General features: G+C 69.5%; 22 protein-coding genes and 1 pseudogene. 14 read left to right on the top strand and 9 right to left on the bottom strand.

What is annotated here, in order from left to right; translation table 11 throughout:
• Positions 1 to 8 precede the first annotated feature (8 nt).
• Entirely contained in the window at positions 9 to 1,544 is a 1,536-nt protein-coding gene (locus tag LC438_RS14400) for an APC family permease (protein ID WP_223586979.1), read from the bottom strand.
• 255 nt (positions 1,545 to 1,799) lie between these two features.
• Positions 1,800 to 2,645, bottom strand: coding sequence for an SDR family oxidoreductase (locus LC438_RS14395; RefSeq protein ID WP_105672668.1), 846 nt, complete (start codon positions 2,643 to 2,645; stop codon positions 1,800 to 1,802).
• Between the two features lie 94 nt (positions 2,646 to 2,739).
• On the opposite strand from LC438_RS14395, the gene LC438_RS14390 reads away from it, so the two are divergent.
• The 6 genes from LC438_RS14390 to LC438_RS14365 all read left to right on the top strand — a co-directional run bounded on the left by LC438_RS14390 (position 2,740) and on the right by LC438_RS14365 (position 7,837).
• On the top strand, positions 2,740 to 3,105 hold the full coding sequence (locus LC438_RS14390) for a helix-turn-helix domain-containing protein (protein ID WP_223586978.1): 366 nt from the start codon (positions 2,740 to 2,742) through the stop codon (positions 3,103 to 3,105).
• Positions 3,106 to 3,203: 98 nt separating this feature from the next.
• A complete protein-coding gene (locus tag LC438_RS14385) occupies positions 3,204 to 4,742 on the top strand; it encodes an APC family permease (RefSeq protein ID WP_105672782.1) in 1,539 nt (512 codons plus the stop codon).
• Positions 4,742 to 5,215, top strand: coding sequence for a ribonuclease E activity regulator RraA (gene rraA / locus LC438_RS14380; RefSeq protein WP_105672670.1), 474 nt, complete (start codon positions 4,742 to 4,744; stop codon positions 5,213 to 5,215). Before LC438_RS14385 ends, rraA begins: the two co-directional genes overlap by 1 nt.
• A gap of 9 nt (positions 5,216 to 5,224) precedes the next feature.
• Entirely contained in the window at positions 5,225 to 6,070 is an 846-nt protein-coding gene (gene truA, locus LC438_RS14375; protein ID WP_105672671.1) for a tRNA pseudouridine(38-40) synthase TruA, read from the top strand.
• Positions 6,071 to 6,243: 173 nt separating this feature from the next.
• Entirely contained in the window at positions 6,244 to 7,125 is an 882-nt protein-coding gene (locus tag LC438_RS14370) for a hypothetical protein (RefSeq protein ID WP_223586977.1), read from the top strand.
• Between the two features lie 43 nt (positions 7,126 to 7,168).
• Entirely contained in the window at positions 7,169 to 7,837 is a 669-nt protein-coding gene (locus LC438_RS14365) for an endonuclease/exonuclease/phosphatase family protein (protein ID WP_105672673.1), read from the top strand.
• 324 nt (positions 7,838 to 8,161) lie between these two features.
• Here LC438_RS14365 and LC438_RS14360 read toward each other — a convergent pair whose 3' ends face one another.
• The gene (locus LC438_RS14360) at positions 8,162 to 9,121 is read right to left on the bottom strand and encodes a GlxA family transcriptional regulator (RefSeq protein WP_223586976.1); all 960 of its coding nucleotides are present in this window, start codon (positions 9,119 to 9,121) and stop codon (positions 8,162 to 8,164) included.
• A gap of 70 nt (positions 9,122 to 9,191) precedes the next feature.
• On the opposite strand from LC438_RS14360, the gene LC438_RS14355 reads away from it, so the two are divergent.
• The 5 genes from LC438_RS14355 (at position 9,192) to LC438_RS14335 (ending at position 13,426) form a co-directional block, all read left to right on the top strand.
• On the top strand, positions 9,192 to 9,944 hold the full coding sequence (locus tag LC438_RS14355) for an MBL fold metallo-hydrolase (RefSeq protein ID WP_223586975.1): 753 nt from the start codon (positions 9,192 to 9,194) through the stop codon (positions 9,942 to 9,944).
• A gap of 221 nt (positions 9,945 to 10,165) precedes the next feature.
• Positions 10,166 to 10,612: a 50S ribosomal protein L13 gene (rplM, locus tag LC438_RS14350; RefSeq protein WP_105672676.1), complete on the top strand. Its 447-nt coding sequence runs from the start codon at positions 10,166 to 10,168 to the stop codon at positions 10,610 to 10,612.
• A 27-nt stretch (positions 10,613 to 10,639) separates the two neighbouring features.
• A complete protein-coding gene (rpsI, locus tag LC438_RS14345) occupies positions 10,640 to 11,125 on the top strand; it encodes a 30S ribosomal protein S9 (RefSeq protein WP_105672677.1) in 486 nt (161 codons plus the stop codon).
• A gap of 14 nt (positions 11,126 to 11,139) precedes the next feature.
• Positions 11,140 to 12,498, top strand: a complete 1,359-nt coding sequence (glmM, locus tag LC438_RS14340) for a phosphoglucosamine mutase (protein ID WP_223586974.1) — start codon at positions 11,140 to 11,142, stop codon at positions 12,496 to 12,498.
• Positions 12,499 to 12,574: 76 nt separating this feature from the next.
• On the top strand, positions 12,575 to 13,426 hold the full coding sequence (locus LC438_RS14335) for a patatin-like phospholipase family protein (RefSeq protein ID WP_105672679.1): 852 nt from the start codon (positions 12,575 to 12,577) through the stop codon (positions 13,424 to 13,426).
• A 49-nt stretch (positions 13,427 to 13,475) separates the two neighbouring features.
• Here LC438_RS14335 and LC438_RS14330 read toward each other — a convergent pair whose 3' ends face one another.
• Both LC438_RS14330 and LC438_RS14325 read right to left on the bottom strand, forming a co-directional pair.
• Entirely contained in the window at positions 13,476 to 14,051 is a 576-nt protein-coding gene (locus LC438_RS14330; protein ID WP_223586973.1) for a cell wall protein, read from the bottom strand.
• Positions 14,052 to 14,168: 117 nt separating this feature from the next.
• The gene (locus tag LC438_RS14325) at positions 14,169 to 15,989 is read right to left on the bottom strand and encodes a DUF4012 domain-containing protein (RefSeq protein WP_223586972.1); all 1,821 of its coding nucleotides are present in this window, start codon (positions 15,987 to 15,989) and stop codon (positions 14,169 to 14,171) included.
• Positions 15,990 to 16,479: 490 nt separating this feature from the next.
• On the opposite strand from LC438_RS14325, the pseudogene LC438_RS18560 reads away from it, so the two are divergent.
• A pseudogene (locus LC438_RS18560) lies at positions 16,480 to 17,160 on the top strand (glycosyltransferase family 4 protein); the annotation flags it as partial.
• Between the two features lie 12 nt (positions 17,161 to 17,172).
• Here the strand turns inward: LC438_RS18560 and LC438_RS18555 are convergent.
• Together LC438_RS18555 and LC438_RS14310 are read right to left on the bottom strand one after the other, a co-directional pair.
• On the bottom strand, positions 17,173 to 18,507 hold the full coding sequence (locus tag LC438_RS18555) for an O-antigen ligase (RefSeq protein ID WP_263294831.1): 1,335 nt from the start codon (positions 18,505 to 18,507) through the stop codon (positions 17,173 to 17,175).
• A complete protein-coding gene (locus LC438_RS14310) occupies positions 18,504 to 19,376 on the bottom strand; it encodes a polysaccharide pyruvyl transferase family protein (protein WP_223586970.1) in 873 nt (290 codons plus the stop codon). The genes LC438_RS18555 and LC438_RS14310 overlap by 4 nt, the downstream gene beginning before the upstream one ends.
• 289 nt (positions 19,377 to 19,665) lie before the next feature.
• On the opposite strand from LC438_RS14310, the gene LC438_RS14305 reads away from it, so the two are divergent.
• Positions 19,666 to 20,730, top strand: coding sequence for a hypothetical protein (locus tag LC438_RS14305; RefSeq protein ID WP_223586969.1), 1,065 nt, complete (start codon positions 19,666 to 19,668; stop codon positions 20,728 to 20,730).
• A 19-nt stretch (positions 20,731 to 20,749) separates the two neighbouring features.
• On the opposite strand, the gene LC438_RS14300 is transcribed toward LC438_RS14305, so the two are convergent.
• Both LC438_RS14300 and LC438_RS14295 read right to left on the bottom strand, forming a co-directional pair.
• Positions 20,750 to 22,297: a sugar transferase gene (locus LC438_RS14300; protein WP_223586968.1), complete on the bottom strand. Its 1,548-nt coding sequence runs from the start codon at positions 22,295 to 22,297 to the stop codon at positions 20,750 to 20,752.
• A 128-nt stretch (positions 22,298 to 22,425) separates the two neighbouring features.
• A complete protein-coding gene (locus LC438_RS14295) occupies positions 22,426 to 23,904 on the bottom strand; it encodes a polysaccharide biosynthesis tyrosine autokinase (protein ID WP_223586967.1) in 1,479 nt (492 codons plus the stop codon).
• Between the two features lie 86 nt (positions 23,905 to 23,990).
• On the opposite strand from LC438_RS14295, the gene LC438_RS14290 reads away from it, so the two are divergent.
• A complete protein-coding gene (locus tag LC438_RS14290; RefSeq protein ID WP_223586966.1) occupies positions 23,991 to 24,764 on the top strand; it encodes a CPBP family intramembrane glutamic endopeptidase in 774 nt (257 codons plus the stop codon).
• The last annotated feature ends 1 nt before the right edge of the window (position 24,765 follow it).

The following is a 24,765-nucleotide window of genomic DNA, read 5'->3' as shown; positions in this document are numbered from 1 at the left end:
CCCGCCCGTCAGCGCGGCGTGCGCCGAGAGGCCTGGGGGAGGGCGATCGCGCCCGTGCGGCGTCGGATCTCCTCGGCGACGGTGATCGCGTCGCCCTCGGGGGCGTCGGACTTCCCGTCGGGGCGAGCGATGAGGAGGTAGGCGATTCCCGTGACCACGACGACGCCGAGCCCGATCAGGACGATCCAGTCGGTGACGACATCGCCGGAGGAGCCGGGGAGCGCGAGGAGCACCATCGCGAACACGCCGTAGGCGAGGGCGAGGGCATTGACGACGATTCCCCAGGCGCCGAGCGAGAAGGGACCGGCCGGTCGCCATCCGCGCAGACGCTGGCGCAGGGCGCCGAGCACGACCATCTGGAACGCGACGTAGATGCCGAGCACGGCGAACGCGGTGACGGCCACCAGCAGGTCCGGATTGATCCACACGAGCACCGCGATGATCGCCGGAATCGTGCAGGCGACGATCAGCGCGTTGGTGGGCACCTTGTTTCTGGGCGAGATCTTCGACAGCCAGCGATGGCCGGGCAGCATCCCGTCGCGTGCGAAGGAGAACAGGAGGCGGCTGGCGGCGGCCTGGAGGCTGAGCACGCAGGAGATGAAGGCGGTGACGGCGATGACGAGGAAGATCTTGGCGCCCACGGTTCCGAGTGCGGATTCGAGGATGCCGGGGATCGGATCGGCGTTCTCGCCGGCGACGATGGCCTGCAGATCGGGAGCCGCGAGCACATAGCCGACGAACGAGAACAGGGCGGAGACGCCTCCGACGAGGATCGTCAGCACCATCGCCCGCGGGATGCGACGGGCGGGCTGGGACACCTCCTCCGCGACGTCGCCGCAGGCCTCGAACCCGTAGAACAGGAACAGCCCGGCGAGCGCGGCTCCGAAGAACGCGGTCGCGTAGCTGCCGTCGCCCTCGACTCCCATCGTGTCGAAGAAGACGCTGAACTCCTGCTTGCGCTGGAACAGCAGGAGATACAGGCCCACTCCGATGACGCCGGCGAGTTCGGCGGCGAGCCCGATGCGGGCGACGCGTCCCAGCCACTTGGTTCCGGAGAAGTTGATGAGCAGAGCGAGAAGCAGCAGCGCGAGCGTGAGCAGCAGCGTCGTCGTGGGGGTCGGCTCCAGGCCGAACAGGCTCGCGGTGAATCCGGAGCCGAACTCGGCGACCGCCGTCACGGTGACGATCATCGCCCAGATGTAGACCCACGCGGCCATCCAGGCGTACCGGCGTCCCCACAGTCGACGCGCCCAGGGGTAGATGCCGCCGTGGATCGGATACTGGGAGACGACCTCGCCGAAGACGAGGGACACGAGGAGCTGGCCCGCGCCGACGATGAAGATCCACCACACCGACGGCGGACCGCCCACGCTCAACGCGAGGGCGAAGAGCGAGTACACGCCCACGAGCGGGGACAGGTAGGTGAATCCGAGGGCGAAGTTGGCCCAGAGGCTCATCGACCGGTCGAAGGTGTCGTCGTATCCGAGGACTTTGAGGTGCTCGCCGTCAGCGAGTGCCGACGGGGTCGTGGGACGGGTGTTCATCTGCGGCCTTCCGATCATCATTGAACGAGTGGCTCGACCTCGCGGATCGATTCCGATGGGCAGGGTGCGAGTTAAAGATCCTGTTGTAGATATTTAGCACACTTCCGTTCGGATGACGGCAACTTTCTCACCGCACCCGTCCCCTCGGCAGAGCTCTTCGCGGATCGCCGCAGGCTGACGACGATCGCCGTCGGGCGGGCAGTGCGCTCATCGCGAGGGAGATCGCGACCGCACCGCCCACCCGTGCTCGCGGCGTCAGGCCGCGGCGCGCAGTCCGTCGACGAGAGGCGTCGTCGGACGGCCGATGAGGCGCGCGAGCGTGCCGTCCGTGTCGGCGAGCGCACCGTCGCGGATGCCGGCGTCGAGCGCGGCCACGAACCCTGCGGTGCCCTCGTCGAGACCCGCGGCGCGGAGTGCGGCGACCTGCTCATCGGCGCCGAGACGCACGTACGAGACCTCGCGGCCGGTGATCTCGGCGAACGCCGCAGCGAGCTCGTCGTAGTTCCACGCGACGTCGCCGCCGAGCTCGTAGACCTGGCCGAGGTGGCCGTCCTCGAGGAGGACGACGGCCGCGGCATCCGCGAAGTCCTTGCGGCTGGCCGAAGCCACCCGTCCGTCGCCGACGCCGGCGGCGAGCACGCCGCTCTCCGCCGCGGTGGCGAGGTCGCGCACGTAGTTCTCGGTGTACCAGTTGTTGCGCAGGATCACCGACGGAAGACCGGACGCGGCGATCGCCTCCTCCGTGGCCTTGTGCTCGGGCGCCAGGATCAGATCTGTGGTGGTGGCCTTCGGGGCGCTGGTGTAGACGAACTTCGTCACCCCCGCAGCGGCGGCGGCGTCGATCACGGCCTTGTGCTGCGCGAAGCGCTGACCCACTTCGGAGCTCGAGACCAGGACCACCGAGTCGACGCCGTCGAGGGCGGCGGAGACGGAGGCGGGGTCGGTGTAGTCGAGGTGCACGGCGCGGACGCCGAGGTCGGCGGCCTTCGCGACGTCGCGCGCTCCGGCGACGATCTGATCGGCGGACGCACCGCGCTCGATCAGGCTCTCGATGATCAGGCGGCCGAGGTTCCCGGTTGCTCCGGTGACGAGGATGGTCATGGGGTGTCCTTTCGTAGGTGACACCAGCCACAACCCGCTCGTGAAGGCCTTACATTCCAGAGTTCGGGTACCCACTTTGAAGTAAGGTACCTACATGACGGTGAGTTTTGCGCAGATAAAGGGATCGTCTCCCATGCTCTTCGACCCCGGTTGCAGCACGCGGGTCATCCTCGACCACGTCATGAGCAAGTGGGGCGTGCTGGTGCTCTCCTGCCTCTCCGATGGGACGCGCCGCTGGGGCGAGCTGCGTCGAGAGGTCGGCGGGATCAGCGAGAAGATGCTGGCCTCCACTCTGCGCACCCTCGCCGAGGACGGCATCGTGCACCGGGAGTCCCTGCCGGCGGTCCCTCCGCACGTCGAGTACAGCCTCACTCCGCTGGGGCGTGACCTGATGGAGAGGATGCTCCCTCTGGTCGCCTGGGTGGCTGAGCACTCCGATGGGATGCTCGGACGAGACTGAACCTTCGGATTCTGTTGTTTGGCACGACTGTGGTGACGGATTCCATTGGTATCCGTAGGTGGTTGACCCGAAAACAGTAGGTGCCCTACTATCTGAACATGTCAACGACGCCAATCCATCTGGAACGACCCGACGGCAAGGGACTGGCAGCGGGGACACTGGGGCTCTGGGGATCGACCGTCATCGGCCTGGCATCCACGGCACCCGTGTACTCGCTGGTCGCCTCGCTCGGCTGGGTGGTCATCGCCGTCGGCGCGCAGGCGCCCATCGCCTTCGTGCTCGCCTTCGTGCCGATGCTGCTCATCGCCTTCGCGTACCGCGAGCTCAACAACGCCGTGCCCGACTGCGGCACCACCTTCACGTGGGGCACCAAGGCCTTCGGCCCGTGGGTGGGCTGGATGGGCGGCTGGGGCGTCGCGGTGGCCGGCATGGTGGTGCTCGCCAACCTCGCGCAGATCGCGTCGGTCTACTTCTGGTCATTGATCGGCGTCGACCTGGAGAACAACGACTGGCGCGTGATCGTCGTCGCGGTGCTCTTCATCGCCGCGATGACCTGGGTCAGCTGGCGCGGGGTCGAGATCGGCGAGCGCATCCAGAACGTCCTGCTCGGCATCCAGTACCTCGCTCTCGTCGTCTTCATCGTCGCCGTCTTCTGGCAGATCGTCAGCGGCAACGCTCCCGACGCCATCGACTTCTCGTGGGAGTGGATGAACCCGTTCGCCTTCACATCGTGGTCGGGCTTCACCGAGGCGATCCTGCTCGCGCTGTTCATCTACTGGGGGTGGGACACCTGCCTCGCTCTGAACGAGGAGACCAAGGACCCCAAGCGGATACCCGGTCGCGCCGCTGTGCTCACCTGCGTCATCCTGCTCTTCACCTACGTCGCCGTGACGATCGCCGCCATGATGTACGCGGGACTCGGCGAGTCGGGCACGGGCCTGGGCAACGAGGCGAACGCCGACGACTTCTTCCTCGGCATCAAGGACGGTCTGCTGGGCCCGTTCGGCTGGGTGCTGGTCGTCGCGGTCATCATCTCGGCCATCTCGTCCACGCAGACGACGATCCTCCCGACCGCCCGCGGCACCCTCGCGATGGGCGTGTACCGTGCGCTGCCGGCGAAGTTCAAGGACGTGCACCCGACTTTCAAGACCCCGTCGTTCTCGACCATCATCATGGGCATCGTCGCGATCGCGTACTACGTCGGGATGACGCTCATCAGCGACAACATCCTGCAGGACTCGATCCTCTCGCTCGGCCTCGCGATCGCCTTCTACTACTCGATCACCGGGTTCGCGTGCGTCTGGTACTTCCGCAAGGACCTCATGCGCTCGCCGCGCGACTTCTTCTTCAAGGGGCTGTTCCCGCTGCTGGGCGGACTCATGCTGGCGGCGGCCTTCGTGCAGTCGGCGATCGACATGTGGGACGTGGACTACGGCAACACCGTGCTCCTCGGCATCGGCGGCACGTTCGTCGTCGGCATCGGCTCGCTCGCGATCGGCATCGTGCTGATGTTCATCTGGTTCCTCTTCCCGCGGTCGAAGCGGTTCTTCCGCGGCGAGAGCCTGAACATGGAGACCGAGGTCATGGTGCCCGACGAGCCGGGCGACTTCATCCGCTCGATCGACGGCGGCATCTGATGACGGTGGCCACCGCCGACCTGTACGACGAGCTCGGCGACGGCATCCAGTCGCTTCCGCTGCAGCTGCGCTCCTTCGGGCGGCGGCGGGCTTTCGACGGCCCCATCCGCACGGTGCGCTGCCTCGAGGACAACGCTCTCGTGAAGTCCCTCCTGGCCACGCCGGGTGACGGCGCCGTGCTCGTGATCGACGGGGGAGGATCGCTGAACACCGCACTGATGGGCGATCTGATCGCCGCGTCGGCCGTTCAGAACGGATGGGCGGGTGTCGTGATCAACGGCGGCATCCGCGACAGCGTCGCGATCGACGGACTCGACCTCGGGGTGAAGGCCCTCGGGACCAACCCGCGCAAGAGCGCGAAGCTCGGCGCGGGCGAGGTCGACGTCACGGTCTCATTCGGCGGCGTGGAGTTCGCGGTGGGCGCGCACCTGTACAGCGATGAGGACGGCATCCTGGTCGAGCGCCTGTCCTAGTCTTGATGCGTGCGCATCCGGCTCGACATCGCTTACGACGGCACTCACTTCCGCGGGTGGGCCAAGCAGCCGGGCCTGCGCACCGTGCAGGGCACGCTGGAAGACGCACTGGCCCGCATCGTCGGCTCTCCGGTGCAGTTCGTGGTCGCCGGGCGGACGGATGCCGGCGTGCACGCCTCCGGCCAGGTCGTCCACGTCGACCTCGACGATGAGCAGTGGTCGCGCGTCGAGTCGCGGCACGGGAAGGCGGCGCACGATCCAGCCGGCTCCCTCGCCGGTCGCATGCGCGGCGTGCTCGGCGCCTACCCGGACGTCACGGTGACCCGCTCCTCGCCGGCGCCCGACGGGTTCGACGCCCGTTTCTCCGCGGTGTGGCGGCGGTATCGATACCGGCTCGCCGACGAGGCCTCCGGCTACGATCCGCTGCGCCGGCTGAACACGACCACCCATCGAGGCGTCCTGGACGAGCAGGCGATGGATGCCGCAGCGCAGACGCTGATCGGCCTCCACGACTTCGCGGCGTACTGCAAGCCCCGTGAAGAGGCCACGACGATCCGCACCCTTCTCGAGTACCGCTGGGCGCGGGATGCCGACGGCGTGCTCGTCGCGGAGCTCAAGGCCGACGCGTTCTGCCACAGCATGGTGCGCGCCCTCGTCGGAGCGTGCGCCGCGGTCGGCGAGGGGCGACTCGACGTGGCGGATGTCGCCGTGCTGCGCGACGCCCTCGCCAGGACGAGCGAGTTCAAGGTGCTCGCCGCGCGCGGCCTGACCCTCACCGAGGTCGGCTATCCGGCCGACGAGCTGCTGTCGACGCGGGCCGAGCAGACGCGCGCACGCCGCACGTCCGACGACTGACGGGGCTCCGTTGCGGCTGTCCTTCCCCCAAAGAAGGGCAGCCGCAACGGACGTTTCACCCGAAGGCCCCAGCCGTCTGACGGTGATGACGGGCCGCCGCTCTGAGGGGAGGCGAGCGCGAATCCGTATGCTGACTGTAGACGAGGCTCCTTCACACGACGGCAGGGAGAACTGTGACGGATCGGACATCGGCGTTCGCGGCCGCACTGCGCGTCGCGATCTCTGAACGCGGCATGTCGCTCGCGCGTCTGCAGGCGCTGCTGAACGACGACGGCAACCCGGTGTCGATGGCGACGCTGAGCTACTGGCGATCGGGGGCGCGGCAGCCCGAGGGCGCGCAGTCGCTGAGCGTCGTCGAGGGCATCGAGGATCGCCTCGCCCTCGACCGCGGCCACCTGACGAGCCTGCTCGGGCCCTCGGCGCGGCTCGGGACGGTGGCGCCCCCGAAGCTCCCGTTCGACGAGGAGAGGGTGCAGCGCGAGGCGGAGGAGACCCTCGTCGCGCTGCGGTCGGCTCCTCAGGAGTCGCTGCGGGATCTGTCCACCCAGTACGTCGCGCACGTCGGTCGCGACGGAGCCGTCGAGCGCGTGGTCACGAGGGCCCTCGTGCAGTCGACCAAGGGCACGATCACCGAGATCCCCCTCATCGACGCGACCCCGGTCGAGAGCGACGTCATGTCGGTGTTCTCCGACGTCATCGGCGGTCGGGTCGACCGCGAGTACCTGCATCCGGGGCGTCTCCTCTCCGGGGTGGTGATCGCCCTCGACGAGCCCATCACCACGGGCGGCACGACGCTCATCGAGTTCACCGAGACCTATCCGCCAGGGCATCCGCCACGGCAGTCCGTCTGGCACGCGACGTCGAGGGCCGCGAGGGAGACGCTGATCTGGGTGCGCTTCCATCCTGATGCCGTGCCGAGCTGGTGCGAGGAGTTCATCGAGACGGGGGAGGAGTACGTGTCCACGGCGCGTGCGGTGAGGTCGGGGTCGGTGCACCTCGCCAGGCACGGCTTCGGCCCGGGGATGCTCGGCATCCGCTGGGGCTATGACAGGTGATTCATCGCGACCGCTCAGCACCGACGGGTAGCGTGTCAGTGTCATGAAGGTCATCTCCTACAACCTCCAGAAGCATCGCGCCGCGAGCGAGCTCGTCGAGCTGGTCGGCGTGCACGATCCCGACGTCCTCTGCCTGCAGGAGTGCGATGTGCAGGAGCTCCCCGAGCGCATCGGAGACCTCGTGCTCGCCGAGGCGACCCAGGGCAATCGCCTCGGCCTCGCCCTGTACTACCGCGCGAGCACGTTCCGGGTGCTGGGCGTGAAGACCCTCGAGCTGAAGAAGTCGCTGCACGACCGCATCGCGAAACCCGCCCACGAGAGGGTTCTCGGGGTGAGACTGCTCGAGATCGACGAGGGACGCGAGCTGATCGTGGCGTCCTTCCATGCGGCACCGCTCACGGCGCTGAACTCGCTGCGGAGGCATCAGATCCGCGCCGCGCTCACCCAGCTCGCCGCGCTCGGCGCCGGACTCCCGCAGCTCATGGTCGGCGACTACAACTACCCCGTGTTCAAGGAGAACCTCGGCGACGCCGTGCGTGAGCACGGCTACGCGCTCACCCTCAGCGACGATCACACGTACACGCGGTATCGCGTGTTCCGCGGGCACTACGACTTCGCGACCTCTTCGGGGTTCGAGATCGAACGTGTCACGACCCTGCCTCAGGGCATGAGCGACCATCGCCCGATCCTGGTGACCGCACGACTCGACTGAGGCGGATCCGACGAGGACCGTCGCTACTCGCGCGGTGCGTCGAGCTCCAGATCATCTCTCCAGCGGTAGCACCACGTCGTCTGATGACGCCCGAGCTCGTCGAGCTCGGGACCGATTCGTGCATACACGCCGTCCCCCCAACGATCCGAGCCGAGGGTCGGGGGCAGCGGTGTGGGCACGTCCATGGAGTCTCCATGCGCCGGTCCGCCGTACAACCACGCCGTCACGATCAGTCGTTCCCTCATGGGCGAGTCCTCCTTCGGCGTGCAGAAGACACCAGCTTCGCAAAGACGCCCGCTGCAGCCCCGTGAGACACGCCCCGGCTCATGCGGCCCCGACCCGGAACGTCGAGCGGTGCGCCGCCGGGCTGACACCAAGGCGCTGACGGAAGTGCAGGCGCAGCGACACGGCGCTTCCGAATCCGGCGAGCTCCGCGATGCGGTCGACCGACTCGTCCGAGCTCTCGAGCAGGGTGCGGGCGGCATCCACCCGCTGATCCAGCAGCCACTGCTGCGGGCTCGTGCCCGTGCGCTCGCGGAATCGCCGCGTGAACGTCCTCCGCGAGAGGTGCACGGCCTCTGCCCACTCGTCGAGATCGAAGACCTCGGTGAGGCGGGCCCGCGCCCAGATCATCGCGCGTCCGATCGGATCGTCCGCGGAGGCCGCGACCACCGGCGCCGGGATGTACTGCGCTTGCGAGCCGGTGCGGTGCGGCGCCAGCACGAGCGCCCTCGCCAGGGCGGTCGCGGCTGTGGCGCCGTGGTCGGAGCGCACGATGTGCAGGCAGCAGTCCAGGGCGGCTGCGGCGCCGGCCGACGTGATGACGTCGCCCAGGTCGGTCCACAGCACGTCGTCGCGGACCTCGACCTGCGGCTGCTCCGAGGTCAGCCTCGCCGCGGCGGCCCAGTGCGTGGAGACCTCCCGGCCGTCGGCGATGCCGGATGCCGACACGACGAACGTCCCGAGGCAGAGCCCCACCACCCTGGCGCCGCGGGCGTGGGCCGACGTGACGGCGTCGAGAAGGGCGGGGGAGGGCGCCATGCCCTCGCGCCAGCTCGGGATGACGACGAGGTCGGCGACGGCCATCGTCTCCAGCCCCGCGTCCACCTGGATCGCGTACCCCGCACCGGTGGGCATGGACCCTGGGTGCTCCGCGCACACGGTGACGTCGTAGAGGCCCTCGACGCCGTCGAGCCCCGCGCCGCCGAACACGAGCGTCGGCACCGACAGGTGGAAGGGGCTGATCTGCGGGAATGCGAGCACCGCGACGGTTCGTCTCCTCATGGCCTGATCCTATCGAAGAGATTCCTCAAGGCCACTGGATCGACCGCGACGGATGCCGAAGACTGATGCCATGACACAGATCCCAGCCCTTCTGATCGGCGGCCCGACGCTCCACTTCACCTATGCGGGACTCTCGATCCTCACGGACCCGACGTTCGACGAGCCCGGCGCCTACCCCGGTCCGATCACGCTGCACAAGCTCGTCGGCCCCGCGGTCGCCGCCGCGGATCTCGGCCCCGTCGACGTCGTGCTGCTCTCCCACGACCAGCACGAGGACAACCTGGACTCCGCGGGGCGCGCGCTGCTCGCCGAGGTCCCCCTGGTGCTCGGCACACCGGACTCGGCCCAGCGCATCCCGCACGTCATCGGTCTCGACCCGTGGCAGCAGCACCGCGTCGGCGACGCCGTGATCACGGCGGTGCCGGCGCTGCACGGTCCGGAGGGAGCCGAGGCGCTCACCGGCGTCGTCACCGGCTTCATCCTCGAGGCGGCGGGCGAGCCGACCGTGTACGTGTCGGGAGACAACGCCTCCGTCGCCCTCGTGCGCGAGATCGCCGAGCGCTTCCCGCGCATCGAGGTCGCCGTGCTCTTCACCGGTGCGGCCAACGTCGGCAGGTTCGGCGACGTCGACCTCACCCTCAACGCCCGCACCGCGCTCGAAGCGGCCGAGGCGCTGGCCGGCGCGATCATCGTGCCCGTGCACGCAGAGGGATGGTTCCACTTCTCGGAGACCCGTGAGCGTCTCATCGGCATGTTCGAGCACGCGGGGAGCGCCGGTCGGCTGCGCATCCTCACGCCGGGTGAGCGCGTCGCCATCGGCTGAGGCGAGGCGCCTCGCCGACCTCCCTGACGGAGACGGGCTCTCCGGCAGGGAGGCGCGGTTTTGGGGAACCGGCTCCGATGACGTAAGCTGTCACTTTGGTACTCGACTGCCGAGTGCCGCGAACGTGAGCCCTCCACTGGCGTGTTCCTCCCCCTGGGGAGAGAACCACCCCGGAGTGGGATTCACGAACTTCTCCGTTCGAACAAGAAAGCAGCACTATCGTGACGCGCACTTACACCCCGAAGGCCGGCGAGGTCCAGCGTGACTGGGTCGTCATCGACGCCACTGACGTCGTTCTCGGCCGTCTGGCTTCGCACGCCGCTACGCTCCTGCGTGGCAAGCACAAGCCGACCTTCGCCAACCACATCGACTCGGGTGACTTCGTCATCATCGTGAACGCCGACAAGGTCGCGCTCACCGGTCAGAAGCTCCAGAAGAAGCTGGCCTACCGCCACTCGGGTTACCCGGGCGGTCTGAAGTCGGTCACCTACGCCGAGCTCCTCGAGAAGAACCCGGTCCGCGCTGTGGAGAAGGCCATCCGTGGCATGCTCCCCAAGAACAGCCTGGGCCGTCAGCAGCTGTCGAAGCTCAAGGTGTACGTCGGTGCAGAGCACCCGCACGCCGCGCAGCAGCCGACGCCGTACACCCTCGACCAGGTCGCCCAGTAAGCGCCGTAAAGACTTAAGGACATACTCGTGGCTGACATCCAGGACACCACCGAAAACCTCCAGAACTTCTCGACGTCGACTCCCGAGACCGAAGCAGTCGAGGCGGCTCCCCGCCCCGTGCTGAGCGTCCCGGGTGCCGCCGTTGGTCGTCGCAAGCAGGCCATCGCCCGCGTGCGTCTGATCCCCGGCGCCGGCACCATCACGGTCAACGGCCGTACCCTCGAGGACTACTTCCCGAACAAGCTGCACCAGCAGCTGATCAACGACCCGTTCACGGTCCTCAACCTCGCCGGCGGCTACGACGTCATCGCCCGCATCTCCGGTGGTGGCCCCTCGGGTCAGGCCGGTGCGCTCCGCCTCGGCATCGCCCGTGCGCTGAACGAGATCGACGCCGAGAACAACCGCCCGACCCTGAAGAAGGCCGGCTTCCTCTCCCGTGACGCTCGCGTCAAGGAGCGCAAGAAGGCCGGTCTCAAGAAGGCCCGCAAGGCGCCTCAGTACTCGAAGCGTTAAGGTCCATCCGACCGATGCCGATCTTTGGCACGGACGGCGTGCGAGGACTTGCCAATGGCATCCTCACCGCCGATCTGGCGCTCACCCTGGCCCAGGCGACTGCTGTCGTCCTGGGCCAGGGCCGTACTGCGGAGGCTCGCAAAGCCGAAGGCAAGCGACTCACCGCAGTTGTGGCACGCGACCCCCGGGTCTCCGGCCACTTCCTCACCGCGGCGGTCGCCGCGGGGCTCGCGTCCTCCGGCGTCGACGTGCTCGAGGCCGGGGTCATCCCGACTCCGGCACTCGCATTCCTCGTCGCCGACAGGGATGCCGACTTCGGCGTCATGATCTCGGCGTCGCACAACCCCGCTCCTGACAACGGGATCAAGATCTTCGCCCGAGGCGGGGTCAAGCTCCCCGACGTCGTGGAGGAGCGCATCGAGGCCGCGATGGCCGACGAGAAGCTCCGTCCGACGGGCGCGGGCGTCGGACGCATCATCCGATTCGCGGATGCCGAGGACCGCTACGTGGTGCACCTGCTCGGTTCGCTGCCGCATCAGCTCGACGGCATCCACGTGGTGCTGGACTGCGCGCACGGTGCGGCCGCGGGGGTCTCACCCGAGACGTTCCGAGACGCGGGCGCGAACGTGACCGTCATCGGGGCCGACCCCGACGGTCTGAACATCAACGACGGCGTGGGCTCGACCCACCTCGACAACCTCGCCGAGGCCGTCGTCCGGCTGGGCGCCGACATCGGCATCGCCCACGACGGCGACGCCGATCGCTGCCTCGCGGTCGACGCCCAGGGCAACGTCATCGACGGCGATCAGATCATGGCGATCCTCGCGGTGTCGATGAAGGAGCGCGGGCACCTCACCGACGACACCCTCGTCGCGACCGTGATGAGCAACCTCGGTCTGCACGTCGCCATGCGCGAGCAGGGGATCACCGTGCGGCAGACCGCCGTCGGCGACCGCTATGTGCTCGAAGACATGAACGAGGGCGGATACGCGCTCGGCGGCGAGCAGTCGGGCCACGTGATCATGAGCGAGTTCGCCACCACCGGAGACGGCCTGCTGACCGGTCTGCACCTGGTGAGCGAGATGGCGCGGCAGAAGAAGTCGATCGCCGAGCTCGCGAGCGTCATGAAGGTCTACCCTCAGGTGCTCATCAACGTGCGGGGCGTCGACAAGGACGCCCTGGAGGGCGACGAGGTCGTGCAGGCGGCCGTTCGCGAGGTGGAGGCCGAACTCGGCGACACCGGACGCGTCCTGCTGCGCAAGTCCGGCACGGAGCCGCTGGTGCGGGTCATGGTCGAGGCGGCGGATGCCGAATCGGTGCAGACCTACGCCGAGCGCCTCGCCGCTGTCGTGCGCGAGCGTCTCGCACTCTGAACATCATGAGAGGAAGCGGACGGATGCCGGAAGGCCTCCGTCCGCTTTGTCGTATCCGAGGCGGTGCGGAGGGGATATGAGCGGAACGGCGCTGGTCATCGGAGGCGGCGGGTCCACGGGCAACGCCTGGGCTCTCGGCGTCCTCGCCGGCATCGCGGACGGCGGGCTCGACGTCACGGACGCGGATGTGGTCGTCGGCACATCCGCGGGGTCGACGACGGCCGTCCAGGCGCTGTCGGGCGCTGTGGGAGAGCTGTACGCGGCATCGCTGGTTCCGATCCCGCAGGGCACTGGGCCCGACCGGACCAGGGCGGCAGCGGAGGGCATGGCGAGGACGGCCGACATCATCGCCGCCTCCGCCGACATCGAGGATCTGCGCCGCAGGCTCGGTGAGGCCGCTTTGGCGATGGACCAGGACGGGTCGCGCTCCACGCGGTGGCGCGAGATGGTCGCGAGGAGGCTCCCGCGCCAGGACTGGCCTGATCGGGAGCTGCGCATCACCGCTGTCGACGCGCGCACGGGCGAGCCGGTGGTGTTCACGCGGGAGAGCGGTGTCGAGCTGGCGGATGCCGTCGCGGCGAGCTGCTCGAGCGGGTTCGCGTACGCGATCGGCGAGGAGCGCTATCTGGACGGCGGCTATCGTCGCAATGAGAACGCCGATCTGGCAGCCGGGTGCGAGCGCGTCCTCGTGCTCTCACCGTTCGGCGGGCGGTCGCGGCATCCGATCGAGTGGGGAAGCGACCTCGTCACTCAGGTCGAGGAGCTGCGCTCCACGGGGAGTCGCGTCGAGGTGATCGTCCCCGGTGACGGCGCCGTGCATCTGTTCGGAGCATCGGCGATGGACCTGACCCTGCGCCCGGAAGCGGCGCTGCTCGGCCGCTCCCAGGGGTTCGAGCTCGCAGGCGGGCTCTCTGACTTCTGGCGCTGACGAGAAGAGGGGGTCCGGTCTCTCGACCGGACCCCCTTTCTTCGTCGGGTCAGGCTGCTTCGTGCTTGCGGTTGCGGCGAACCGTCGCGGCGACGGCGAGGCCGCCGCCGGCCAGGACGAGCGCGCCTCCGCCGATCCAGATGGGCAGGAGCGCGGAGCTGTCGGCTCCGGTGGCGGCGAGGCCGTCATCGCCGGTCCCCGTGCCCGCGCCCGCGTCCGTGCTGACGTACGCGGCGATGCCGGTCGGGTTGGATTCCGAGGTCGCCAGCACCGAGTAGCGGCCGGAGGCGTTGGAGGGGAGCGTGATGCTGACCGCTCCGAGGCCGCCGTTGCTGCTGGCGGTCACGGTGCCGAGAGCCTTGGTCTCGATCGCGAACTTCACGAAGCCGAGCGAGGCGCCCAGGGCGTTCTCTCCGGTGAGGCTGATGGTGACGCTCTCGCCGGGGGCGAAGATCTCCGCGGGGGCGGAGAAGGTGAACGTGCCCCCCGGTGCGACGGTGGCCGCACTGACGGTTCCGGTGGACGGAGGGGTGTACGACGTTGCGCCGGCGAAGGCCGGAGTGAGGAGCAGTGCGCCGGCGACGAGAGCGGTCGTGGCGGCTGCCTTGATGAAACTGCGCTTCATGGCGGGGCCTCTCTGGGGGAGTGGGGCAAGAACTCGGAGGGCTGTGAGGGTTCCGAGCGTTAAGCGAGGCGGGGAGCCGCGATGGTCTCCCACCAGAAGCCCCCCTCCTAAATATCACTATCCCGGAATATCGCAACCCTGTGCAATGGCCGAGGACTCCTCCTGGCCATTCGTCGGAGTCCTCTGGCCAATGGTCTGAGAGGCCTGGCCGATCGTCGGGGTCACTCGGATGAGGAGCACGGGAGTGTGCGGAGTCCGCACGCGCACCGTCAAGGTCGCGGTCTGTCCCGGAGCGAGCTGAACGGTCCACAACAACACGTCACGGCCGGCATCCACTCCGCTTCCGATGCCGGGGGTGACCGCGTCTCCTGCCGCATCCGTCGACAGCAGGGTCGAGCCCTGGGGCAGGTACACATAGACGGCGGTCTTCACCTGACCGGGCGGGACGCCGTGGCTGCCGCCGCCTGTGACGTAGCTCGGGAGGTCGGCGGCATCGGCGGGCGCGGTGTTGCGGATCGTCACGGTGGTCTGCGCCTGGTCCGCCCCGCACCACCACGTCGTCTGCGTCTCGAGCGTCTGGTGGATGTCCATCTTCGACGAGGTCGCATCGTTGACGTAGACCCCGAACGCGGTCGTCGTCGCGTCGGTCTCGGGCAAGGCGCCCTGCAGCGTCGTGCCGTCGAGGACGGACTGCTCCGCAGGATCCTGGTTCCACACCAGCACCCGATGCTCGGACCCGGCGCGGGCCAGCGCCTCGAGGAGACTCGCGGGCGACCCCGCCCCCGAGGCGAGCGCATCGAAGACCGCACCGGCGGATGCGGCGAAGAACGCATCCTGCTCCCGGGGTTCTCGATAGCGCTCGTAGACCCCGCTGAGCAGCAGGTCGACCGCGTTCTCGCCGGTGAGCACGTCGCCGGTCGGGAGCGTCACGGGGCCGGTCGCCGCAAGCAGGTACGACAGCGCGACGGGATCGAGTGCGATGACCCCGTCGACCTCGACGCCCGTCTGCCGCAGCCACATCTCCCGCGCGACGGGGGCGCCGCGGGTGAAATCGGGGATCTGAGTGACGTTCTGCACGAAGCGCCCCGGCTGCGTGCCGAAGAGCTGCGTCTCCTCCTCGCTGAGCGGGAGCACGGGGTCTGCGTAGATCGGGAAGTCGGACGAGGAGCTCTGGGTGACGAGAGTCAGGCGCCCGCCGTCGACGTGCAGCTGCAGCATCGCTCCGGCGATCCCGCCGAGGGAGCGCCACTCCGCGTTGTTCTGCAGGACGACCAGGTAGTCGCGCGGGCCGTCGACGCCGAGCATCGACGGTGCGAGAGCCGAGGCGCGACGCAGGGCGTCGACGCCCTCGTGGGCGCCGGTGACGAGATCGGAGACCTGTGCCACGGCCGCGCGGACGGGGGAGATCAGGGGGGCGGGATCGATGTCGCCGATCGTCTCGCGTGCAGCGGCCAGCGCGTCCGCACTCGTCGCCGCGGCGGGGACGATCTCTGTGAAGGGCGCGAGGTCGATCACTCCCTCCTTCGGGCGGATGCTGTCGAGCGAGGACGTCGCCGCGATGTGCGAGAGCGGGGTCAGGGCGTGCGACGCGATGTCGTCGAGGGCTGCGGACACCGTCGACACGGCGGCCAGCTGCGGCCCGATCCAGGGCACGTGCTCGCCGGCCTTCCATATCGCGTCGCCCGTGAGGGCGCGTGCGGCAGAGGTGTCGTCGGCGATGCGTCGGATGAGGGCGGGCGCCGCCGAGGGATCCGCCAGCACGGAGGGTGCCTCGGCCGCCGCCTCGCTCGCGCTCTCCAAGTGCTGGTAGGCGAGGGAACCGCGGATGCCGATCCACACCGCGCACACGGCGGCGGCGAGCAGGATGCCGCCGAACACCCAGGCGGAGATGCGCCCGGCCCGGCGTCGGCGACGGGAGGTGCGGGGCGCGGAGGTCACAGGGACACGATAGTCGTATTGGTATATCGGATGCCTCGGCACCGCGTAGTCTCGCAGGGTGAGTGACCTCGGCATCGAAGGAGCGGGTGTGGACGATGGGGAATCGCAGGGACGGGAGCGGCTCCTCTTCGTCGCGCCGTGGGTGCCGTCTCGGCAGCGCCCGCGCAGCCTCGGCATCCTGAAGGCGCTCGCCGAGGACTACGACGTCACCGCGCTCCTCCTCGTCTGGTCGGCCCAGGACTCCGCGGACGTGCACGAACTGATCGCCCTCCTCCCCGAGCACACCGACATCCGCGTCGTGCGTCTCGGCAGGATCGGCGGGCTCGCCCGCGCTGCATGCGCCGTGTTCTCGCGGCGGCCTCTGCAGCAGGCGTTCACCGGAGCGCGGAAAGCCGACACCGCGATCAGACGCGCCATCGCCGACACCGCGCCCGACATCGTCTTCTTCAACGTCATCCGCTCGGCGAACTTCCTGCCGCTGGCGCGGGGGATGCGCGTCGTCGACCTCGACGAGTTCCGTAGCGACTACTACCGCCAGCTGCTCGCCACCGGCCGCAATCCGCTGTGGCGTGTCATCGCGAGGATCGAGGCCGGCCGGCTGAGCCGCGCGGAGGAGCAGGTCGTCGACGAAGCCGACGCGGTTCTCGTCTCGTCTCCCGCGGAGCTGCGTCCGGACGGGGTCGTCCGCCTCGTGCGCTCGCCGCACGCTCTCGACCTCTCGCCGGGCGACGGCGCGGAGCTGAGGCTGGCTCCGTCATCGGCGCTGTTCGTCGGACGGCTGTCGTACCGGGCGAATCGCGAGGCGCTCGCGTGGTACGTCCAGCACGTGGTCCCCGAGCTGCGCAGGCGCGGTGCGGCGGGAACGCTGTACATCGTCGGGCGCGGCGCCGGCCCCGATGTCCGTGCGCTCGTCGCCGACGGGGTCGAGCTGATCGGCGTGGTCGACGAGGTGGCGCCCTACTACGCCGCCGCGGACGTGTGCATCGTCCCGATCCAGATGGCCACGGGCGTGCAGATGAAGCTGATCGAGGCGGCCGTGCTGGGCAGGGCGATCGTGACGACGAGGATCTCGGCGGAACGCGCCGGCCTGGTCGACGGCATCCACTGCCTCGTCGCGGAGTCGCCGACGGAATGGGCGGATGCCGTGCAGCGCCTGCACGGATCGCCGCAGCTGCGAGCGGAGCTAGGCGTGCGCGCGCAGGCGTGGGCGGCGGACGCGTACGACAGCCGCGCCATCGGAGAGAGCCTGCGCGTCGCGCTCGCCGACGGGAGGGCGCGACGTGACCTGGCCCCACATGAACCCGAAGCAGAACATCCCCAGCGACAGCACTGACGTCGCGAGCATCCCCCAGCCCGTGTAGGCGATCATCACCATCGGCAGGGCGCTGGCGACGATCGCGCGGGCGGCGTCCCCGTTCGCCGACACCAGGTTGCGTCGCCTCCACGCGGCGACGGTCATGACGACGATCGGTGCGAAGAGCAGGACGAAGCCGACGATGCCGAGCTCGGCGAGGGCGAGCACGAACGAGTTGTGGACGGGGATGAACGAGCCCGTCAGCGGGGCGTTCTCGATCGTGTAGCGGTTCGGGCCCGTGCCCGTCCAGAAGAACGTCGACACGATGCGGGCCGCGTACGAGAGGATCTCGCCGCGGACGCCGCCCGTGGGGTCCTCCTCGAACCGGGTGATGATCACACCGGAGGCGGCGAGACCTGCGACGCCGAGGCCCAGGATCACCGAGAGCTTGCGGGAGAGGTGCAGGGACGGCTGCAGCAGGACCCAGCCGGTCACGAGCGCCGCGGCCGCGGCGAGGTTCGCCCGACCCTGAGCGAGCACGAGCGGGACGAAGGCGACGCCGATCGTGATCCAGATGAGCCGGGCGCGGTCCTTCGCGGAGTTCAGCAGACTCAGCAGGAGCGCGATCGAGATGACCAGGATCTTCCCGAGGTTGTTGGGGTGGTTCGAGAGCCCGTTCACGCGGGAGCCGAGGATCTCCTGGTCGGCGGCGGCCACGGCGTTGATGTTCAGACCCAGCGCCTGCAGCACGGCGACTCCGGAGTGCGCGAGCACCACGATGACGATCAGGATGATCAGGCCGCGGCGCAGCCTCGAGTCCGGGTCGGAGCGGGCCGCGCGCATCCCGATCCCCCAGGCGAGGACGGCGATGCAGAGCTGCACGATGCCGGCGATGCCCGGCGGGTCGGAGGGCCAGATGAAGAGGGCGCCGATCGCGATCCAGAGCAGCAGCGGGACGAAGATCCCCACGAGAGGGGGTTTCGCGATGAAGGTGAGGAGCACGGCGCCGACGGCGATGACGAGGGTGAAGGTGCGCAGGTCGGGGGAGGAGCCGGCGATCCCCACGTGGAAGGCGCCGGAGTCGGAGATCAGCGACACCGGCATGAGGGCGAGGGAGAAGAAGGCGGCGTACGCCACGGTGGCGACGAGTCCTATCCTCGTCGTGACGATCGCGGCGGCCACGACCGCGCAGATCCCGAGGGCGACGACGGCCTCGATGCTCATGACGTGCTCCGCAACGGCGCCGCCGCCCTGTGCAGGCCCGTCACGAGCGTGGGGAGGGCTGCCCGCACGATCTCGGTCTGCGCGGCGACCTGATCGATCAGCGCGGCGGCCGAGAGGTCTGCGACGACCGTGACGTCGGTGGGACGATGCCGCAGCCCGAACACCGACAGGTAGTCGTCGTACTTGAAGTCGGGTTCGGCGTGCCCGGCCACGTCGACCGCGACCACCGGCGTGCCCAGTGCATGAGCGAAGACGACCCCGTGGAGGCTGTTCGTCGCGACGACCGGGGCGCTCCGGATGGCCTCCGCCACGGCGAGAGGGGTGGTGGTCGGCAGCTGCACGTCCCACCCGCGGGCGCGGATGCCGGAGAGATGAGCGCGACCGGCGCGCTCGGCGAGCATCGTGAAGTGGGGGATGAACAGCGGGGCGCTCTTCCTGATCGCAGGGCCGCCTCCGTAGACGTCGCCGACGACCAGGGCGGGATCGCCGAGGGTCTGCGTCGAGGGCAGGCCAAGGGCGTCGCGGGTCAGGGTGCCTCTGACGGCGAGGATGCGGTCGGCGGCCATCGGGAGCGGCCTGTGGTCGGGCTCGCGGAGTCCGCTTCCGAACACCGTCGCGTCGGGCTGCGCCTTCCACGCCCTGTTGAGGATCGACCCGACGCCCAGCACATCCGCGGAGCCGATTCCGCTGCGTCTGATCGGGCGTCCGCTGAGCTCGCCGAGGGCCACGCGGCTGGCCTCGTCGCCGAAGTTGAGGGGAGCACCGCCCATCCTGACGGCGTGCGCCCAAGCCGACCCGTGTCGCAGGAGCTCCCCGGCGGCTGTGCGAGGATTGCCGAGTGGCCGCCACCAGTGGAGTGCGAGGGTCAAGCTTCGTTCCTTCCGGGAAGGGCCTGCTATGGGCGAATCGGCGACCGTCGGTCCTGCGTGGCACAGGCTGCGCTTCGCGGCGATCCAGCTGGCCTCCGCGGGAGCGGGGATGGTCGCGTGGATGGTCCTTCCGCGCATCGCGAGTGGGATGGAACAGGGGCCCGCGATCGTGGCCTTCGCGCTGGGCCCCATCCTAGCGTTGCCCCTGACTATCGGTATACCGGTTACGCTCCCCAACGCGTTCCGCCGTGGGGCGGACGGGAGCCATCTGCGCCCAGGCGCGTGGGCGGTGCCTCTGCGGATCGTCTGCGGCATCCTCGCCGTCGCGCTCGGGGTCGGGATCGTGCTCTCCATCGTCGGCATCGCGGGCCTCCCCGTGGAGACGGGAGCGCTGACCGCGTCCTATGCGGCGGGGATGGGGACGTGGCTGATCGCGGCGCAAGTCGCCCGCATCCGCGAGTCGACTCTCCTGATGGCCTCGGGTGGCCTGCTCAACCCGATCCTGCCGCTGGCGTGGATGCTCTTCGCCGGACTCGGGCTTCCGCTCGACCTCGCCGCGACGGCGACCGTCGCCGTGATGACCGTGCTGTGCGCCGGGATCTGGTTCGGGATGCGAGGGCTGCTGTCCGCGCATCCGTCCGCGCCGGGGGGAGAGGCTGGGAGGACGCTCGCGATGGCGACCGTGCTGGTGCCGCATCTGGCACTGTTCGCCGTGCTCATGCAGGGCATCCGGCTCTCGGCCATCGTCGCCGGCGCCCCCGCTCTGCTGGAGCAGGCTCATCTGGCCGCCCTCGGCGTCACGATGGTCAGCGTCCTGATCAACTCCGTCCACGCGCTGCTCTCGGTGCGGATGCAGATGGCCGACGACCCCGCGCTGACCGCGGCTGTGCGGGCCTCGTCGGTCGGCTACGGCGCCCTCGCGCTGACGAGCACCGTGATCACCCTGATCTTCTATCTCGTGCTCCCGATGGTGTCGGGCGTCGCCGTGCCCCTCGCGGTAGCCGCGCCGCTGGGCCTCACCGTGCCGGCGCTCGCCGTGTACTACTCCTCGTCGGCCATCCAGCTCCGGACCGGCTCCGCGATCAGGCTGCTCACCGCGTCAGGCGGCGCTGTGGTGCTGTGGGCGCTCGCGACCGTCGTGATGCGACCGGACACCCTTCAGGGGCTGTCCTGGGTCTACGCGATCGCTCCCGTGACGCTGGCCGCGGTCGCCGCCGTGCTGGGTTCGTTCAACCCCGACCCGGTCACGCGGGACGCCACCAGGCTGATGCTCCGCAGGATCGCGCTCCCGGTGGCCGCCTGCGTCGCCCTGCTCGCCGTCGCGGGCGTCGTGGTCGCGGTGACGGGCGTCTGACGGGGTCGATCGCCGCACGCTAGTGGGCGCTGTTCCCCGGCAGGATCACCGCTCTCAGCGTCTTGAGCAGGATGCCGATGTCGCCGAGGAGCGACCAGTTCTCCACGTAGTACAGGTCGAGGCGGACCGTCTCCTCCCACGTCGTGGTCGAGCGGCCGCTGACCTGCCAGAGGCCGGAGACGCCGGGCCTGGCGAGGAGCCGCCGCCGCGCGGCATCGGAGTACAGGGCGACCTCGGCGGCCACCTGGGGGCGGGGGCCGACGAGGCTCATCGATCCGCCGAGCACGTTGAAGAACTGCGGCAGCTCGTCGAGCGAGTACTTGCGGATGAACCGTCCGACCGGTGTGATCCGCGGGTCGTCCTTCACCTTGAACAGCGGCGTCTCGCTCGTGCCCTGGGCATCGAGCAGGGCGCGGAGCTCGGCGTCGGCTCCCACGCGCATGGATCGGAACTTCAGCATCCTGAACGGGGTGCCCTTCAGCCCGATCCGCTCCTGGGCGAAGAGGAGGGGGCCGGGGCTCGTGGCCTTCACGGCGATCGCGACGCCGAGGAGGAGCGGCGAGGAGAGCGCGATGAGCGCGAGCGCGCCGATGATGTCCATGGTGCGTTTGACGATGCGCTGCCCCGAGCTGAACCGGGGGATCTCGACGTGGATGAGGGGGAGGCCGGCGACGGGGCGCGAGTGGATGCGCGGCCCCGCGATGTCGGTGATGCTCGGAGCGAGCACGAGGTGCTGTCGCCCGGCCTCCAGAGACCAGGAGATCTGCTTCAGCCGCGAGGGCGGCAGGTCGCCGGTGCTGGTGACAGCGACGGTGTCGGCGCCCGTGCGGACGAGGCCGAGCTCGACGTCGTCGACGGAGCCGACGACGGGGACGTCCGTGCCGGGGACGAGGTCTCCGATCCGCGCGCCGGGGATGCACGCCCCGACGACCGTGTAACCGGCGTCGGATACGCGACGGAGCTCGTTGGCGATCGCCGTCACCGACTCGCTGGATCCCACGAGGAGGACGCGTGCCGAGTAGCCTCCGGCGCGACGGTTGGACACCAGCCACTGGCGCCAGAGCCACCGGACGAGCGCGAGCGTGACGATGCCCGCGGGGAGACTGATCAGCAGGTAGCCGCGTGCGACCTCCGACTTGGTCAGGAAGGCGACGATCGCGATCATGCCGAAGACGCCGAGGCTGGCGCGCGCAACCCGGACGTACTCCGTCGTTCCGGTGCCGATCACGCGATGGCTGCGGGAGTCGGCGAGGCCGAGCGCGCAGGCCCAGGCGATGACGAGCCCCGCGGAGAAGAGCCAGTAGGAGATGTTGCCCACGCCCAGCAGGTTGTCGGTCGGCACCGAGGTGTTGCCGAATCCCAGCCAGGCGATCTGCGTGCCGTACACGACCCAGATGAGCGCGAGGAGATCGGTGATCCGGAGGTTGCGTGCGTAGCGCGCGCGCCAGTCGAAGCCGGCCCGCGTGCTGCCGGCTGCGGAACCGAGCGCTCTCCTGTCTGCGCCCGCCCCGGTGTCACTCTCGTCCTGCGGCTTCTTCGTCGCGTCGATGTCGTGTGTCGACGTCACTGTGACCTCGTAATATTCTGGTATTTCCCCGCGTGAACAGTAGCAGAGCGAAGGATGCCGGAAGGTGCTCGAGGTCGCGGATTTCACGCGGATGTAACAAACCGCCCGGGGCTCGGGGTGCTGGCGGCTCAGCCGCGCTTGAGCAGGTCGTCGAACGCGTCGGCGGAGTCCGACTCCGCGGGCATCACGGCCTTGCCGGTCGAGCGCCTCTTCGCCGCCGAGGACGCCGACGAGGCGCCCGACTTGTGACCGTGACCGTACCCGTATCCATAGCCGTACCCGTAGGTGTACGCGTCGGCGCCCTTCGTCGGGACCATCGTCAGGACCACTCCGGCGACCTTCGCGCCCACGGTCGCGAGGGCGTCGAGAGCCCCCTGGAGCTGATGCGTCGTCGTCCTGCCGACGGCGACCGCCATGATCGCCCCCGACGTCACCCGGGACAGCACAGCGGCATCCGTCACCGGCAGCAGGGGAGGAGCGTCGCACAGCACGACGTCGAACTCCTCGGCCAGCGCGTCGAGGAGCTTCTTCATCCGGGCGGAGCCGAGCAGCTCGCTCGGGTTCGGCGGGATCTTGCCCGCGGGGAGCACGTACATCGAGCGATTGCCCCAGGGCAGCAGCACGTCCGACACCTTGGCGCGGCCGATCAGGACGTCGGTGAGGCCGGTGCCGCCCTCGATGCCCAGGTACTCGGCGACCTTCGGCTTGCGCAGGTCCGTGTCCACCAGGGCCACGCGCTTGCCGCTGTCGGCGAGCGCGATCGCCAGGTTGAGCGTCGTCGTGGACTTGCCCTCCGTGGGGATGCTGGAGGTGATGACGAACGTGTGGCCGCCGTCCATCTCCAGGAACTGCAGGTTCGTGCGCAGCGAGCGGAACGCCTCGGAGCGCGGGTTGAGCGGATCGGCCTGGATGATGAGCGGTCGCTCCTTCGCCTTCGGGTCGAGCGGGATGGCGCCGATCAGCGGTCGATCGGTGAGCTCCTCCACGTCGCGAGGGGAGCGGACGCGGTTGTCCAGCACCGAGCGCAGCACGGCGATGCCGATGCCGATCGCGAGGCCGACGAGCAGGCCGAGGGCGAGGTTCAGCGGGATGTTGGGGCTGACGGGGGCGTACGCGGCGGCGGCATCCCGCACCCGGGTGAGCTTGATGGCGCTCTGGTCCTGGCCGGCGGGGGTGTCGATGCGCTCCACGGCCGCGGCGAGGCTCGCACCGAGCGCGTTCGCGATGTCGGCCGCCATGACGGGATCGGGGTCCTGCACCGTGATCTGGATCAGCGTGCTGTTCAGCGGGCTCGACGACTTCACGTTCTCGGCCAGGTCGTCGGCCGAGGTGTCGAGGCCGAGCTGGGTGATCACGGGGTTCATCACGACGGGTTCGCGCACCAGGCTGACGTACGTCGTGATGCGGGACTGCGCGAAGGACGACCCCTGCTGCAGTTCGGTCACGGTGCTGCCCGCCTGCGACTGCACGAAGACCACGCTCTGCGACTCGTACATCGGCGTGCGGGTGAGGGAGTATCCGGCGGCGGCGGCGAGTCCGAGCAGCGTCGCGATCACGATCGCGGGCCAGCTCTTGCGCAGGATGCGGATGTAGTCGCTGAGCTCCATGTCGCCTCTCGTCGGTTCCCCTTGGCGGTTCATTGTCGCATAGGAACAGCATTCTGATATTCCGGTTGGCGCTACGGTGGATCCCGATGACCGACTCCGCCGTTGACCCGTCGCATCGCTCGCGCGCGCCTCGACCGAGGGCGTGGTGGAGCGGCGGCTCGACCGTGCGCGCATGGAACGGGGAGCTCCTCGGCTGGAGCGTGATCGGCCTCGGCGCAGGCATGCTCCTGGGGGCGTGGCTCGGGATGCTCTTCGGGGGCGTGTGGGGCCAGGCCGCGCTGTGGGCGGCGCTGCTGACACCCGTCATCCTCGCGTTCCGGAGGGGGATCCCCCGGGGGCTGCTCGCCGTCCGCCCTGTGGACCTGCTCTACGGCGTCGTCCTCGGCCTCGTGCTGCGGATCGTGCAGGGATGGTCGGCGGTCGCGTTCGGAGGCTCCGGCGCCCTCCCGTCCTACGCATCCCTGGACGGCTCGCTGCCGAGGCTCTGGTGGGCGGAGGACCTCCTGGCCGGGGGGATCGTGGCCCCCGTGATCGAGGAGCTCTTCTTCCGCGGGGTTCTCCTCGTCGCCCTGTTCAGCGTGGTGAGGCGGAGCGCGCGGAGAGCATCGCCGGATCGTCGGGGCGCCGGCATCCGGAGGGCCGGCGTCGTATCGGTCGCCGTCACCACCGTGCTCTTCGTCCTGACGCATCAGCTCGTGTCGGCTCTGACGCCGGATGCCGCGGTCGCGCTGACGCTCCTCGGCATCGCGACCGGCGCGCTCGTCGTGCTCACCGGGCGGATCTGGCCCGCGGTGCTGGTGCACATCGTGTTCAACCTGAGCGGGGTCGGGTTGATCGTCGCCGGGACGCTGCTCGGCTGAC

This window comes from Microbacterium sp. OVT16B, from assembly GCF_019969705.1.
Taxonomy (GTDB): Bacteria; Actinomycetota; Actinomycetes; order Actinomycetales; family Microbacteriaceae; genus Microbacterium; species Microbacterium natoriense.
The sequence above is the reverse complement of the archived record's forward strand: the minus strand, read 5'-3'. Positions and strand labels throughout refer to the sequence as shown.

Coding starts and splice junctions, on each gene's coding strand:
- LC438_RS14400 (WP_223586979.1), bottom strand. CDS start 1,544: ATGAACACCCGTCCCACGACCCCGTCGGCACTCGCTGACGGCGAGCAC.
- LC438_RS14395 (WP_105672668.1), bottom strand. CDS start 2,645: ATGACCATCCTCGTCACCGGAGCAACCGGGAACCTCGGCCGCCTGATC.
- LC438_RS14390 (WP_223586978.1), top strand. CDS start 2,740: ATGACGGTGAGTTTTGCGCAGATAAAGGGATCGTCTCCCATGCTCTTC.
- LC438_RS14385 (WP_105672782.1), top strand. CDS start 3,204: ATGTCAACGACGCCAATCCATCTGGAACGACCCGACGGCAAGGGACTG.
- rraA (WP_105672670.1), top strand. CDS start 4,742: ATGACGGTGGCCACCGCCGACCTGTACGACGAGCTCGGCGACGGCATC.
- LC438_RS14365 (WP_105672673.1), top strand. CDS start 7,169: ATGAAGGTCATCTCCTACAACCTCCAGAAGCATCGCGCCGCGAGCGAG.
- LC438_RS14360 (WP_223586976.1), bottom strand. CDS start 9,121: ATGAGGAGACGAACCGTCGCGGTGCTCGCATTCCCGCAGATCAGCCCC.
- LC438_RS14355 (WP_223586975.1), top strand. CDS start 9,192: ATGACACAGATCCCAGCCCTTCTGATCGGCGGCCCGACGCTCCACTTC.
- glmM (WP_223586974.1), top strand. CDS start 11,140: ATGCCGATCTTTGGCACGGACGGCGTGCGAGGACTTGCCAATGGCATC.
- LC438_RS14335 (WP_105672679.1), top strand. CDS start 12,575: ATGAGCGGAACGGCGCTGGTCATCGGAGGCGGCGGGTCCACGGGCAAC.
- LC438_RS14330 (WP_223586973.1), bottom strand. CDS start 14,051: ATGAAGCGCAGTTTCATCAAGGCAGCCGCCACGACCGCTCTCGTCGCC.
- LC438_RS18555 (WP_263294831.1), bottom strand. CDS start 18,507: ATGAGCATCGAGGCCGTCGTCGCCCTCGGGATCTGCGCGGTCGTGGCC.
- LC438_RS14295 (WP_223586967.1), bottom strand. CDS start 23,904: ATGGAGCTCAGCGACTACATCCGCATCCTGCGCAAGAGCTGGCCCGCG.
- LC438_RS14290 (WP_223586966.1), top strand. CDS start 23,991: ATGACCGACTCCGCCGTTGACCCGTCGCATCGCTCGCGCGCGCCTCGA.